This window comes from Thiocapsa marina 5811, assembly GCF_000223985.1.
Taxonomy (GTDB): domain Bacteria; phylum Pseudomonadota; class Gammaproteobacteria; order Chromatiales; family Chromatiaceae; genus Thiocapsa; species Thiocapsa marina.
In genome coordinates this window covers 276,888-290,516 of the sequence record NZ_AFWV01000006.1, presented here as the reverse complement: position 1 = coordinate 290,516, position 13,629 = coordinate 276,888, and the positions used below count along the sequence as shown (strand labels likewise).

Here is a 13,629-nt window from a genome sequence, read left to right as displayed (position 1 = left end):
GGTAGGCTTGGCGACCGTTGGAGCCTGCGCGGTTTAAGACATTAAAAAATATATCATTTTAAACCGAGTCCCCGCTAAGTGTCGTGGATGCATCAAACGTCGAGCTCACTCGAAAGTCAGCATCTTGCTCCGGACGCGGTTTAAGTCGGATCGTGCACAGGGCTCGCGCAAACCTGACGTCGTCGAGACGGGGCCTTGTCGTATCGCCTGCCGGTGGCGAGCATTATACTCGGAACTTTCACGACAGGCCGGGCCCACGCCGGTCTAATTCAGATCGAATATCCGTGCGGGCATCGCAGCCCGGCGATGATCGAGGTCCACCTTATGTTCGAGAATCTCCAGGACCGTTTCGGCGATGTCCTGAACAATCTGCGCGGTCAGGGCCGTCTGACCGAAGAGAACATCAAAGAAACCGTCCGCCAGGTGCGCATGGCGCTCTTGGAGGCCGACGTTGCCCTCCCGGTGGTGCGGCAGTTCGTCGACGAGGTGCGCGAGAAGGCGCTCGGCGAGACCGTGACCCGCAGCCTGACGCCCGGTCAGGTCATGATCAAGATCGTCAACGACGAGCTGGTCAAGCTGATGGGGCAGGCCAACGAGCAGTTGGACCTGACCGCACAGCCGCCGGCGGTGGTGCTGATGGCGGGCCTGCAGGGCTCGGGCAAGACGACCAGCGTCGCGAAGCTCGCGCGCTGGCTGCAGGAGAAGCAGGGCAAGTCGGTGATGGTCGTGAGCTGCGACGTCTACCGCCCGGCCGCCATCGAGCAGCTGAAGACGGTCGCGACCGAGGTCGGGGCCGAGTTCCATCCAAGCACGCCGGATCAGAACCCGATCGATATCGCCAAGCGCGCGCTCGATGCCGCGCGCAAGCATTTCAAGGATGTGCTGATCGTCGACACCGCCGGCCGGCTGCATGTCGACTCGGCCATGATGGACGAGATCAAGGCGGTTCATGCCGCGTTGAAGCCTGTCGAGACCCTCTTCGTCGTGGATGCCATGACGGGTCAGGATGCGGCCAACACGGCAAAGGCCTTCGACGAGGCCCTGCCGCTCACCGGCGTGGTGCTCACCAAGACCGACGGCGATGCCCGCGGCGGTGCGGCCCTCTCGATCCGCCAAATCACCGGCAAGCCGATCAAGTTCCTCGGCACCGGCGAGAAGACCACGGCGCTCGAGCCCTTTTATCCGGACCGGGTTGCCTCGCGCATCTTGGGGATGGGTGACGTCGTCTCCTTTGTCGAGGAGGTCCAGGCCAAGGTCGACAAGGACAAGGCCGAGAAGCTGGTCAAGAAGCTCAAGAAGGGTAAGGAGTTCGATCTGGTCGATTTCAAAGAGCAGCTCGATCAGATGGCCAACATGGGCGGAATGATGGGTCTTCTGGACAAGCTCCCCGGGATGGGGCAGATCCCCGACCACGTCAAGAGCAAGGCCAGCGATAAGGAGATGGGCAAGCTGATCGCCATCATCAACTCGATGACGCCGCAGGAGCGTCGTTTTCCCGCTGTCATCAAGGGTTCGCGAAAGCGGCGCATCGCTGCGGGATCGGGGACCGAGGTGCAGGACGTGAACCGCCTGCTCAAACAGTTCGCTCAGATGCAGAAGATGCTGAAGAAGATGAAGGGCGGCGGCATGGCCAAGATGATGCGCTCCATGCAGGGGCGCATGCCCGGAGGCTTTCCGCCGGGTGGGGGCTTCCCTCCGGGCGGCATGCCGCCGGGTGGATTCCCGATGTAGCTCGCCGGCCTCGACGGTCGTGCGGTGCCGGTTCGGCCCGGCACCGCACGCCGAAGGGGGTGGCTTGTGGGTGCTCCGACAGAGGCTGTGTCACCGAAGTCGCTGCGATGCCCACTCCGCTCGGGGCCTCGTCCCGGACCTTGCCGGATGCGCTCGGCTGCGTCGGCGTGCGGTAAAGCGGCCGCGAGCCTTCGGCGTCACGGTTCGGGGCGTCACGGTTCGGCGATCGCCGGGACGAGTGGCGAACGTTGGACGGGGAAATCCGGAGTCGATGCGATGATCGGATCAAATAGACTTTGAGATCATCGGCTTGGGTTTGGCGCTCCCTAGGGGGTTCGAACCCCTGTTACCGGCGTGAGAGGCCAGCGTCCTAACCGCTAGACGAAGGGAGCAGGTACTGCGGTGTAGAAACGCGTATTATACGCGCATCACGGCGCTCTACAAGCCGGCTGTGACCTTTGTCTTACCAATGGCTGCAACTCTGCGCCCCGTCGTGCTCGGCACCGGGTGACGCCTTCATGAGTGCGGCCCCAGCGATCAGGAAGTCCTCCTAAAAGGTGATGCAGGAACCTTTCCAAAATACGAGCCCGGACGCGATCGCGGCGAGCCCTTTGATCGTGCCTCGGCCCGAGCACGGGATCTCGCGCGCGAACATCAGCGAGAACGCACTCAAGGTGCTCTACCGTCTCAAACAAGAGAATTTTCAAGCCCATCTGGTCGGCGGCGGCGTGCGGGATCTGCTCCTCGGTCACGAGCCGAAGGATTTCGACGTGGCGACCGATGCCACCCCGGAGCAGGTCCGGCAGGTGTTTCGCAACTGTCGCCTGATCGGGCGGCGCTTTCGGTTGGCGCATGTCCATTTCGGGCGCGAGATCATCGAGGTCGCGACCTTTCGGGGCACGACCGTCGCGTCGGAGGGCGACGACAACGATCGACAGATGGAGAACGGTCGGATTCTTCGGGACAACACCTACGGGACGATTGCCGAGGACGCCTTGCGCCGGGATTTCACGGTCAATGCGCTCTACTACAACATCGCCGATTTTTCGCTGATCGATTACGCCGACGGGCTCGAGGACATCAAGGCCGGACGTCTGCGCTTGATCGGCGATCCCGAGCAGCGCTATCGCGAGGATCCGGTGCGGATGCTCCGGGCGGTGCGCTTTGCCTGCAAGCTCGGCTTTACGATCGAGCGGCAGACCGAGGAGCCATTGTTCAATCTCGCCCACCTGCTTGCCGACATCGCCCCGGCGCGGCTCTTCGACGAGCTGATCAAGCTCTTTCATTCGGGTTACGGACTCGGCGTCTTCGAGAAGCTGCGCCAGTACGGGCTCTTCGGAGAGCTCTTCCCGGCGACCGAGGACTGCTTGGCGCGGGAAGATCAGGGTTTTCCGCTGACCTTCGTCAGTCGCGGTTTGGCCAATACGGACAAGCGGCTGCACGAGGACAAGTCCGTGACACCGGCCTTCCTGTTCGGCGTACTCCTCTGGGAGCCGGTCCGCCAGCGTTTCGAGGAGTATCTGGCCGGCGGCGAGGCCGCCAACGAGGCGATGTTTCTGGCGGCGAGCGAGATCTGCACGCAGCAGCAATCGCTCGTCGCGATTCCGAAGCGGTTTTCGCTGCCGATGCGCGAGATCTGGTCGATGCAGCCGCGGCTCGAGCAGCGTGACGGCAAGCGCCCGCAACGCTTGGTGACGCATCCGCGGTTCAGGGCCGCTTACGACTTCCTCGTCCTGCGTGCCGAGGCCGGCGAGGCGGATCCGGAGCTGGCGGCCTGGTGGACGCGCTTTCAGGAAGCGAGCGGCGCGGAGCGCGCGACCATGACCGAGGGCAGCGCCAAACGGCGGCGGCGTCGTCCGCGGCGCCGCAAATCGGGTGACGCTACCCCCGGGGCGGATGCGACGGGTGTTGTGAAGGGGGGAGGCTGAATCTTCGGATTCGGACGCGATCCGGCGCAGGGTAGCGTTGCTCGATCTCGGTCACTATCCTCGCTGACATCTTACCTGATCTTCGGAGTCGATCATGTCTCTCGCGCCGATCTCGGTCGCCACGCTCGCCGCAATGAAGGCGAAGGGCGAGCGCATCGCTTGTCTCACCTGTTACGATGCCAGCTTCGCGCGCCTGCTCGCAGGTGCGGGCGTGGAGCTTATGCTGGTGGGGGATTCTCTCGGGATGGTGCTCCAAGGGCACCGCACGACCGTCCCGGTCACGCTCGAGCAGATGGTCTATCACGCCGCCTGTGTTTCGCGCGGACGCGGGCGTGCGCTGCTCGTCGTGGATCTCCCCTTTCTCGCCTGCGCGACGCCCGAGCGTGCGATCGACGCGGCCGGGCGGTTGATGCAGGAGGGCGGGGCGGAGGTCGTGAAGCTCGAAGGCGGGGCGCCGATGTTGGATACGGTCCGGCGTCTCACGGAGCAGGGCGTGCCGGTTTGCGCCCATTTGGGTCTTCTGCCTCAATCGGTGCACCGTATCGGCGGTTATCGTTTTCAGGGTCGGGACCATGCCTCGGCCGAGGCGATCCGGCATGATGCCGTTGCCATGCAGGAGGCCGGTGCGAGCCTCCTGGTCTTGGAATGCGTCCCCGCTGCCTTGGCCTCGGAGATCGCCTCGATGCTGAGCATTCCCGTCATCGGAATCGGTGCCGGGGCCGGTTGCGATGGCCAAGTGCTCGTTCTGTACGACATGCTCGGACTCAATCCGGGTCGGCCTCCGAGCTTCAGTCGAGACTTCATGGCCGGGCAGGGTTCGATCGGGGATGCCGTCGCGGCCTATGTCCGAGCGGTCAAGGCGCGCGAGTTCCCCGGTCCCGACGAGACATCGTATTGACGACAGATCGATGCCGAAGCCGAGATGACCAGGCAAACTCAACCGCGTCCAGTGCGAGATGCTCGCTTTCGCGTGAATTCGACGTTGGGTGCATCCACGGCCCTTAGCGGGAACGCGGTTTGGAATTGTTGGTTTTTCAATACCCTAAACTGCGCCGGCTCCGACGATGATCGGGGACGGTGCGGCCAAGCCAATCCAACAAACTACGCATACCGCGCTGGGCGCGGTTTAAGCCGCCGCAGCGGAACAGGACGATGAACACGATCGAAACCGTGGAAGGCTTGAGGGCGCAGGTGGCTGCTTGGCGTGTGGCCGGCGAGCGCGTGGCCTTCGTCCCGACGATGGGGAATCTCCATGCCGGGCATTTGGCCTTGGTCGCGCAGGCCCGCGCGCGTGCACAGCGGGTGGTTGCGAGCATCTTCGTCAATCCGATGCAGTTCGGCCCCGCCGAGGATCTGGATGCCTATCCCCGGACCTTGGCGCGCGATCGGGAGCTGCTCGAGGCGGCGGGTTGCGACCTTTTGTTTGCTCCCGGTGTCGCGACCGTCTACCCGCGCGGCAGCGAGGCGCAGACGCGCGTGGAGGTGCCGGGGCTCTCCGATGTCCTCTGCGGCGAGAGCCGTCCCGGACATTTTCGCGGGGTGGCGACGGTGGTCTGTAAGCTGTTCAATATGGTGCAGCCGGATGTCGCGCTGTTCGGCGAGAAGGATTTCCAGCAGCTCTTGGTGATCCGGCGGATGGTCGAGGATCTGGCCATGCCGGTGGAGATCGTCGGGGTGCCGACGGTTCGGGAGCCCGACGGGCTCGCTATGAGCTCGCGCAACGGCTACCTTTCGCCGTCGGAGCGGGCGCGCGCGCCGGCGCTGCGGCGGGTGTTGACGCAGGCTCGGGAATCCTTGCTGGCAGGGAATGCCGTCGCGTTGGTTGAGCGGGAGGCGGAGGACGCTTTGCGCGAGGCCGGTTTGACCCCAGACTATATCCGGGTGTGCACGACCGACGACTTACGCCCGGCCACGGAGAGCGACCGGGATCTCGTGATCCTCGCCGCAGCCTATCTTGGCCGGGCGCGTTTGATCGACAATCTCAGGGTGCAGTCCGACACGAATGCTGCGCCGCAACAAACGCTGCGGTAAACTACGCCGATTCTAAGATCGAGAGCGCTTCGTCCAGGGCACGAAGTCGCGGCCGGACCGGCCTTTCGGAGGATTGAAGACATGCATCTGACCTTGTTGAAGTGCAAACTGCATCGCGCTTGCGTAACCCATGCGGAAGTCGATTACGAAGGCTCCTGTGCCATCGACGAGGAGCTGCTGACGCTCGCCGGTATTCGCGAGTACGAGCAGATTCAAATCTACAATGTCACCAACGGCGAGCGGTTCACGACCTACGCCATTCGCGCCGAGCCCGGCTCTCGCGTGATCTCGGTCAATGGGGCCGCAGCCCATAAAGCTGCCCCCGGCGATCGTGTCATCATCTGCGCCTACGCCGCCATGACGGAGGCCGAGGCGGATGCCTACCGCCCGGCGCTCGTCTATCTCAACGAGCACAACCGCGTAACCCGCACCGGGGACTTCATCCCGGCTCAGGTCGCCTGATCCGGATTGAACCTTCCGGAGCGAAGACGCCTGCCGAAGATCCGGTCCGCAGGACCCATCCCGTAAGCGCCGATTGGATTCCGCCCGACCGGGCGGCTACACCGACGCCGCGCTCGCCTGTTCCGCACTCTGCGCGATCGCCCGGTCGGCGATCGCCTCCGCATAAAGCTGCACATAACCGCGTGCGCTTGCCTCCCAGCTGAAGTCCTGCTGCATTCCCGTTGTTGCGAGCTTTTGCCACGCCTGCGGGTCCTCGCGATACAGTTGCAGGGCCTGGCGCACGGCGTCGAGCAGGGCATCGGCGCGCGGCTCCTCGAACAGAAAGCCGGTCGCGGTGCCGTCGGCGAGTGTTTCCGGGGAGGTATGCACGACGGTGTCGGCCAGCCCGCCGGTGCGGTGGGCGATGGGCGGCGTCCCGTAGCGCAGACTGTAGATCTGGTTGAGCCCGCAGGGCTCGAAGCGCGACGGCATCAAGAAGGCGTCCGAGCCGGCCTCGATGCGATGCGCCCGCGCCTCCTCGTACTCCACAAAGACCCCGACCTGACGCGGATACGATGCCGCGATGGCGAGCAGTGCCTGCTCCGTGCTGCGTTCTCCCGTGCCTTGGAACACGACCTGGATGCGCGGGTCCTCGAGAAGGCGCGGGAGTATGGCGAGGATCAGGTCCACGCCCTTCTGCTCCACCAAGCGCCCGATATAGCCCAGCACGAAGGCGTCCTCGTTGCGCGGAAGCCCGACCTCGCGTTGGATGTCGAGCTTGTTCTCCGCCTTGAGTCCGAAGGTCTCCGGGTCATAGCATTGGAGGATGAAGGGATCCGTCAGGGGATCCCAGATCCGATAGTCGACCCCGTTGAGGATGCCGCTGAAGCGGCTGCCGATCTGGCGCAGCAGTCCGTCGAGCCCGAATCCGAAACGAGCCGTGCGCACCTCCGCGGCATAGGACGGGCTGACGGTGTTGACCCGGTCGGAGAAGATGATGCCCCCTTTGATGAAGGACATCCTCTGATGGAACTCCAGGCCCGAGACGCTCCACAGCGCCGGCGGCAGGCCGAGCCGATCGAAGGTCGCGCGATCGAACAGCCCTTGGTAGGCGAGATTGTGGATCGTGAAGACGTTTGCCGGATGGCCCGGCAGATCTCGGAGCAGGGCAGGGGCCAGCCCGGTTTGCCAGTCGTTGCCGTGCAGGACGTCCGGACGCCAGCCGATCGCCGGGAGACCGCCGGCAATCAAGGCGATGGCCCGACAGAAGAGCAGGAAGCGCTCGGCATTGTCGCCCCAGTCACGTCCGCTGAGGTCGGTGTAGGGATTGCCTTCGCGACAGAAGTGCTCGGGTGCGTCGACCAGATAGATCGGCAAGTCGTGATCCGGATGCTTGCCTTCGAGAATGCGCACCTGGGTGCGGCTCGTCGGGATCTTCAGCTCGCAAATGATCTTGGTGTCGCGCAACTGGCGGGCAGCGCGAGGATAGGCCGGCAGGATGAGCCTCGCATCGTGGCCAAGATCGCGCAACGCAGCGGGTAGACTGGCGGCGACATCGGCGAGCCCGCCGGTTTTGATCAGCGGGTGAGCCTCGCTGCTCGCCACAAGGATATGCAGCGGCCGCTCCGGCGCGGTAATGTCCGGGGGTAGAAGAAGCGATGGCTCCATGGAGGGTCCCTAAATCCGAGCGAATCGGTTGCCGGCGCGGCACGCCTGGCTTGGCAACAGTATGACAGGGCTCACGTTATCACATTTGTCCGCGATCGAGGCACCAAGGCCATGTCGGATCCCTGCACCATCCTGATCTTCGGCTCGACGGGTAACCTGGTGAGCATCAAGCTGCTCCCGGCGCTCTATCACATCGAGGCGGCGGAGCGCCTTCATCCCGAGACGCGGATCATTGGATTCGGCCGCCGCCCGTGGTCGGATGGCGAATGGCGCGACGAGGTCCGGGCGAAGCTCGCCGAGCGACTGCCCGGCGCCACTGACGCACACGTCCTGGAACGTCTGCTCAGCCGGATGCTCTTTGTGGAAGGTGACCTGGAAGAGCCCGCCGGCTACTTACGCCTGGCCGAACGACTGCGCGAAGAGGCGGACATCCCGGCCAACCTCATGACCTATCTGGCGGTGGCGCCGAAGCACTACGGCGGCATCGTGGACAACCTGGCCGCTCAGGGTCTGAACACCGAGGACGGGCGCTGGTCCCGTCTGGTGGTGGAGAAACCCTTCGGCTTCGACCTCGAAAGCGCTGCTGTCCTGGATCGCCGCATCCGGCATTGTTTCGACGAGTCGCAGATCTTTCGCATCGATCACTATCTGGGCAAGAGCACGGTTCAGAACATCCTGGTGTTCCGCTTCGCCAATCTGATGCTCGAGCCCCTTTGGAATCGCAACTACATCGATCATGTGCAGATCTCGCACGCCGAGGCCGCCGGGATCGGAGAGCGCGCCGGTTTCTACGACGGTGTGGGCGCCATGCGCGACATGATCCAGAGCCATCTCCTGCAGATGCTGACCCTGGTGGCGATGGAGCCTCCGCCCTGTCTGGATGCCGAGGCACTGCGCGACGAGAAGGTCAAGGTGCTGCGCTCCATCAGACCGATTCCGCGCGAGGCGGTGCATGCCCAGGCCTTCCGGGCACAATACGGACCGGGCGCTTCGGGCGGGAATAAGGTTCCCGGCTATCGCGACGAGCACGGCGTCGGGCACAACAGCACCACCGAGACCTATGCCTCGCTGAAGCTCTACATCGACAACTGGCGCTGGCGCAACGTCCCCTTTTATCTGCGCACGGGAAAGCGTCTTGCCCGCAGCAACTCCCTGATCGCCATTCGGTTTAAGCATCCGCCGCAGCAGCTGTTCCGCTATACGGCCATCGAGCAGCTCAAACCCAACTGGCTGCTGCTCAATATCCAACCCAACGAGTGCATCCGCATGGAGATCCAGGTCAAGCAACCCGGACTGGAGATGCGCACCCAAACCGAGCGGCTGGACGCGAGCCGATGCACCATCCCCTCCGAGCAGATCGATGCCTACGAGGCGCTCATCCTCGACGTGATCGAAGGGGACCATACTCATTTTCTGCGCTTTGACGAGGTCGATTGGGCATGGCGAGTCGTTGATCCGGTGATCAAGCTGTGGTCCACCGAGCGTGACTTCATCCAGACCTATCCGGCCGGCACCTGCGGACCACCCGAGGCCAACCGCTTGTTTGACCGGGACGATCAGTCTTGGCGAGAGGGGATGGACGGGTGAGTTGCGAGAACGCCGAGCCGGACAGCGCCACAATTCGCCAACGCATCATCAGGAGAACTTCATGACGTCGCTCATCAATCAAACGCCTGCATGGCGGGCACTGGAACAGCACAGGCAAGAGATGCAGAGCGTCGCGATGCGCGATCTCTTTGCGTCCGATCCCGTCCGCGCCGAGACCATGCGCCTGTCTGTCGCGGGATTGCATCTGGACTACTCGAAGAACCTGGCTACCCCGCAGACCCTTGCGCTGCTGTTCGATCTGGCCGAGACCGCGGACGTGAGCGGATGGATCGCCCGGATGTTCGCGGGCGAGCCCATCAACAACACCGAGGAGCGCGCGGTGTTGCATGTGGCCCTGCGCAATCGCTCCAACCGGCCGATCCAAGTGGACGGTCAAGACGTGATGCCGGGCGTGAATCGCGTGCTCGAGCGTCTCGAGGCGTTCGTCGGATTGGTTCGCTCGGGCGAGTGGAAGGGCTTTCAGGGCCAGTCCATCCGCGATGTCGTCAACATCGGCATCGGCGGCTCCAATCTCGGGCCCAAAATGGTCTGCACGGCGCTCGGCGCTTACGGCAGCAACGACCTTCGTGTCCACTTCGTCTCGAACGTCGACGGGACCCATTTGCTGGAGACGCTCAACGATCTGGATCCGGCACGCACGCTCTTCATCGTGGCCTCCAAGACGTTTACGACACAAGAGACCATGACCAACGCCACCAGTGCACGCGACTGGCTCCTGGCGGCGGCGCGCGATCCGGCGGCGGTCGCCAAGCACTTCGTCGCGGTTTCGACCAATGCCGAGAAGGTCTCCGCGTTCGGGATCGACACGCGGAATATGTTCGGGTTCTGGGACTGGGTCGGTGGACGCTACTCCCTCTGGTCCGCCATCGGTCTGCCGATCGCCTTGGCGGTCGGCTACGAGCGTTTCGTGGAGCTCCTCGAGGGCGCGTTCGCGATGGACGAGCACTTCCGAACCGCCCCGTCGGCGAAGAACATGCCCGTCGTACTGGCTCTGCTCGGGGTCTGGTATGCCAATTTCTGGGGCGCACGAACGCATGCCGTTTTGCCCTACGACCAGTATCTGAGGCTTTTGCCGGCGTACCTTCAGCAAGGCGATATGGAGAGCAACGGCAAAGGCGTCACCCGCGAGGGTATCGCCGTGGACTACACCACCGGGCCGGTCGTCTGGGGCGAGCCGGGTACCGACGGGCAGCATGCCTTCTACCAGCTCATCCATCAGGGCACGCAGATGATCCCGGCGGATTTCATCGGCGCGATCAAGAGTCACAACGAGCTCGGCGATCACCACCTCAAGCTCATGGCCAACTTCTTCGCCCAAACCGAGGCGCTGATGCGCGGGCGCACCACGGAGGAGGCGCTCGCCGAGATGCTGAACGCAGGGGTTCCGGTGGAGCGGGCGCAGGTCCTCGCACAGCATCGGACCTTCCCCGGAAATCGACCGACCAACAGTCTCCTGATGGAACGTCTGACGCCCTTTACGCTGGGGGCCTTGATCGCGCTCTACGAGCATCGGATCTTCGTGCAGGGCGTCGTCTGGGGGATCAACTCGTTCGACCAATGGGGCGTGGAGCTCGGCAAGCAGCTTGCCGGTGTGATCCTCGAAGAGCTCGGTGAAGGGCGCGTCGTCGCAGACCACGATGCATCTACACGCTCCCTGCTGAACGACTTCATTCGAGGGCGCCGCGCTTGAGGTCGAGGTTTCATGTTCCCGCGTGATGTGGACCCGGCATAAGACGCCGGGGCGACACGCAACCCGCGAGCGCCGCTTCGGGATGTCGACCGCGGGATGAACCCCGGCGTCGGCGTGATGTCTCTTAGTCCGGTATGGCGTCTTGATGCTAGTCTCTATGCATCGGCGTGGGGCGAGGGTTGCCCACCGCCGAAGCGCGCAGGACGGAGCGTTCGGCCGAGCCTTCGCTGAATGCAGCCGAACCCGGGCCTCCGAAATGGCTCGATGCCTTTCGTACGGCGGAGGCGGTGTCTATCGGCAGACCTGGTTGACACTGCCGATCTCGCGGCGAGTGCCTGCACTCACTTGGTGCACAATCCGGTCGCGCCGGTGCACGGGTATTCCGGGTACGCTGCGACCCGGTGCCCGCCCGGTGCCGGCCCGGTAGGGTGCAGCGGCAGCCTCGCAGCGTATGGCGCGCATATTGCTAAAATTCGAATCCAAACCTTGTCTTTCCCACGGCTCGCCCCGAGCACTAAAGCGAGGCGAGTTGCGGTCGACACTGGGTCGGGCGAGCAACAACAGCTTCCGAGCGAGGTAACATCTATGTCGATCTTCGAACGCTACCAGGCACGCTACGAGTCATCCCGCGAGGAGTTGATGAGCCTCGACGAGTACTTGCAGCTGTGCAAGTCCGATCCGAGCGCCTATGCGGGAGCTGCGCAGCGGTTGCTGACGGCGATCGGCGAGCCGGAGCTCGTCAATACCCGCGATGATCCGAGACTCAGTCGGATCTTTCAGAACAAGATCATCCGGCGCTATCCCGCGTTTTCCGAGTTCTACGGGATGGAGGAGTCGATCGAGCATCTGGTCTCCTATCTCAAGCACGCGGCTCAAGGACTCGAAGAAAAGAAACAGATCCTGTATCTGCTCGGCCCGGTCGGCGGCGGCAAATCCTCGCTCGCCGAAAAGCTCAAGGAGCTGATGGAGCTGCGACCCTTCTACGCGATCCACGGGTCGCCCGTTTTCGAGTCGCCGCTCGGTCTGTTTTCGCCCGAAGAAGACGGCCCTATCCTCGAAGAGGACTACGGGATTCCGTCCCGCTATCTGCGCACGATCATGTCGCCATGGGCGGTGAAACGCCTGCAGGAATACCGCGGCGACATTACGCAGTTCAAGGTCGTGAAGCTCTACCCGTCGGTCCTCGAGCAGGTGGCGATCGCAAAGACGGAGCCCGGCGACGAGAACAACCAGGACATCTCATCGCTGGTCGGCAAGGTGGACATCCGGCAGTTGGAGCGATTCGCTCAACACGACGCGGACGCCTACAGCTACTCCGGCGCACTGTGCCGCGCGAACCAAGGCGTGATGGAGTTCGTCGAGATGTTCAAGGCACCGATCAAGGTGCTGCATCCGCTGCTCACGGCAACCCAGGAAGGGAACTACAACGGCACCGAGGGGCTCTCTGCACTGCCGTTCCAAGGCATCATCCTTGCCCACTCCAACGAGTCGGAATGGCAGAGCTTTCGCAACAACAAGAACAACGAGGCATTCCTCGACCGCGTCTTTATCGTCAAGGTCCCCTATTGCCTGCGCGTCAACGAAGAGACTCAGATCTACGAGAAGCTGCTCTACAACAGCTCGCTCGCCGATGCGCCTTGTGCGCCCGGAACCCTGTCGATGATGGCCCAGTTCTCTGTATTGACGCGTCTGAAGGAGCCGGAGAACTCGAGCATCTTCTCGAAGATGCGGGTCTACAACGGTGAGAACCTCAAAGACACCGATCCCAAAGCCAAGTCCATGCAGGAGTACCGCGACTACGCCGGGGTCGACGAAGGGATGTCGGGAATCTCGACACGCTTTGCGTTCAAGATCCTCTCGCAGGTCTTCAACTTCGATCACAGCGAGGTTGCGGCCAATCCCGTTCACCTCTTGTACGTCCTCGAGCGTCAGATCACGCGCGAGCAGCTTCCCCCGGAGACTCACGAACGCTATCTGAGCTTCCTCAAGCAATACCTTGCTCCACGGTATGCGGAGTTCATCGGCAAGGAGCTTCAGACGGCCTATCTGGAGTCTTATGCGGAATACGGTCAAAATATCTTCGATCGCTACGTGACCTATGCCGATTACTGGATCCAGGATCAGGAATACCGTGATCCGGATACAGGCGAGATGATGAACCGCGGCGGTCTCAACGAGGAGCTGGAAAAGATCGAGAAGCCGGCGGGGATCTCCAACCCGAAGGATTTCCGAAACGAGATCGTGAACTTCGTTCTGCGTGCGCGTGCAAACAACGGCGGCGCCAATCCGAAATGGACCAGTTACGAGAAGCTGCGTGTCGTCATCGAGAAGAAGATGTTCTCCAATACCGAGGAGCTGCTGCCTGTCATTTCGTTCAACGCCAAGGCATCCGTGGACGAGCAGAAGAAGCATGATCAGTTCGTCGATCGCATGACTGAAAAGGGCTATACGCCGAAACAGGTCAGGCTTCTTTCGGAATGGTATCTGCGGGTTCGCAAATCGCAGTAGAGGCGAGGGGGAGACATCGCTCGG

9 protein-coding genes and 1 tRNA gene are annotated in these 13,629 nt (G+C 63.0%); 8 read left to right on the top strand and 2 right to left on the bottom strand.

Annotated elements, in window-relative coordinates; genetic code table 11:
• Positions 1-324: 324 nt before the first annotated feature.
• Positions 325-1,731 carry a signal recognition particle protein gene (gene ffh, locus THIMADRAFT_RS10760; protein WP_007193059.1) on the top strand — a complete coding sequence of 469 codons (1,407 nt, stop codon included), beginning with the start codon at positions 325-327 and terminating at the stop codon, positions 1,729-1,731.
• Positions 1,732-2,048: 317 nt separating this feature from the next.
• Here ffh and THIMADRAFT_RS10755 read toward each other — a convergent pair.
• Positions 2,049-2,123 (bottom strand) — tRNA-Glu (locus THIMADRAFT_RS10755).
• 168 nt (positions 2,124-2,291) lie between these two features.
• On the opposite strand from THIMADRAFT_RS10755, the gene pcnB reads away from it, so the two are divergent.
• The 4 genes from pcnB to panD all read left to right on the top strand — a co-directional run bounded on the left by pcnB (position 2,292) and on the right by panD (position 6,152).
• Entirely contained in the window at positions 2,292-3,659 is a 1,368-nt protein-coding gene (gene pcnB, locus THIMADRAFT_RS10750; protein WP_007193058.1) for a polynucleotide adenylyltransferase PcnB, read from the top strand.
• Positions 3,660-3,753: 94 nt separating this feature from the next.
• Positions 3,754-4,557 carry a 3-methyl-2-oxobutanoate hydroxymethyltransferase gene (gene panB / locus THIMADRAFT_RS10745; protein ID WP_007193057.1) on the top strand — a complete coding sequence of 268 codons (804 nt, stop codon included), beginning with the start codon at positions 3,754-3,756 and terminating at the stop codon, positions 4,555-4,557.
• A gap of 254 nt (positions 4,558-4,811) precedes the next feature.
• Positions 4,812-5,690 (top strand): pantoate--beta-alanine ligase, encoded by an 879-nt coding sequence (gene panC, locus THIMADRAFT_RS10740; RefSeq protein ID WP_007193056.1) that lies wholly within the window; start codon positions 4,812-4,814, stop codon positions 5,688-5,690.
• An 81-nt stretch (positions 5,691-5,771) separates the two neighbouring features.
• Positions 5,772-6,152: an aspartate 1-decarboxylase gene (gene panD / locus THIMADRAFT_RS10735; RefSeq protein WP_007193055.1), complete on the top strand. Its 381-nt coding sequence runs from the start codon at positions 5,772-5,774 to the stop codon at positions 6,150-6,152.
• A gap of 96 nt (positions 6,153-6,248) precedes the next feature.
• On the opposite strand, the gene glgA is transcribed toward panD, so the two are convergent.
• On the bottom strand, positions 6,249-7,799 hold the full coding sequence (gene glgA / locus THIMADRAFT_RS10730) for a glycogen synthase GlgA (protein ID WP_007193054.1): 1,551 nt from the start codon (positions 7,797-7,799) through the stop codon (positions 6,249-6,251).
• A 111-nt stretch (positions 7,800-7,910) separates the two neighbouring features.
• Between glgA and zwf the strand changes: the two genes are divergently transcribed.
• The 3 genes from zwf to THIMADRAFT_RS10715 all read left to right on the top strand — a co-directional run bounded on the left by zwf (position 7,911) and on the right by THIMADRAFT_RS10715 (position 13,605).
• A complete protein-coding gene (gene zwf / locus THIMADRAFT_RS10725) occupies positions 7,911-9,386 on the top strand; it encodes a glucose-6-phosphate dehydrogenase (RefSeq protein WP_007193053.1) in 1,476 nt (491 codons plus the stop codon).
• Positions 9,387-9,447: 61 nt separating this feature from the next.
• Positions 9,448-11,097, top strand: coding sequence for a glucose-6-phosphate isomerase (gene pgi / locus THIMADRAFT_RS10720; RefSeq protein ID WP_007193052.1), 1,650 nt, complete (start codon positions 9,448-9,450; stop codon positions 11,095-11,097).
• A gap of 585 nt (positions 11,098-11,682) precedes the next feature.
• The gene (locus THIMADRAFT_RS10715; protein WP_007193051.1) at positions 11,683-13,605 is read left to right on the top strand and encodes a PrkA family serine protein kinase; all 1,923 of its coding nucleotides are present in this window, start codon (positions 11,683-11,685) and stop codon (positions 13,603-13,605) included.
• Positions 13,606-13,629 lie beyond the last annotated feature (24 nt).

What these genes read in the sequence shown, in the direction of transcription:
- ffh (WP_007193059.1), top strand. Translation starts at nt 325, where the DNA reads ATGTTCGAGAATCTCCAGGACCGTTTCGGCGATGTCCTGAACAATCTG.
- pcnB (WP_007193058.1), top strand. Translation starts at nt 2,292, where the DNA reads ATGCAGGAACCTTTCCAAAATACGAGCCCGGACGCGATCGCGGCGAGC.
- panB (WP_007193057.1), top strand. Translation starts at nt 3,754, where the DNA reads ATGTCTCTCGCGCCGATCTCGGTCGCCACGCTCGCCGCAATGAAGGCG.
- panC (WP_007193056.1), top strand. Translation starts at nt 4,812, where the DNA reads ATGAACACGATCGAAACCGTGGAAGGCTTGAGGGCGCAGGTGGCTGCT.
- panD (WP_007193055.1), top strand. Translation starts at nt 5,772, where the DNA reads ATGCATCTGACCTTGTTGAAGTGCAAACTGCATCGCGCTTGCGTAACC.
- glgA (WP_007193054.1), bottom strand. Translation starts at nt 7,799, where the DNA reads ATGGAGCCATCGCTTCTTCTACCCCCGGACATTACCGCGCCGGAGCGG.
- zwf (WP_007193053.1), top strand. Translation starts at nt 7,911, where the DNA reads ATGTCGGATCCCTGCACCATCCTGATCTTCGGCTCGACGGGTAACCTG.
- pgi (WP_007193052.1), top strand. Translation starts at nt 9,448, where the DNA reads ATGACGTCGCTCATCAATCAAACGCCTGCATGGCGGGCACTGGAACAG.
- THIMADRAFT_RS10715 (WP_007193051.1), top strand. Translation starts at nt 11,683, where the DNA reads ATGTCGATCTTCGAACGCTACCAGGCACGCTACGAGTCATCCCGCGAG.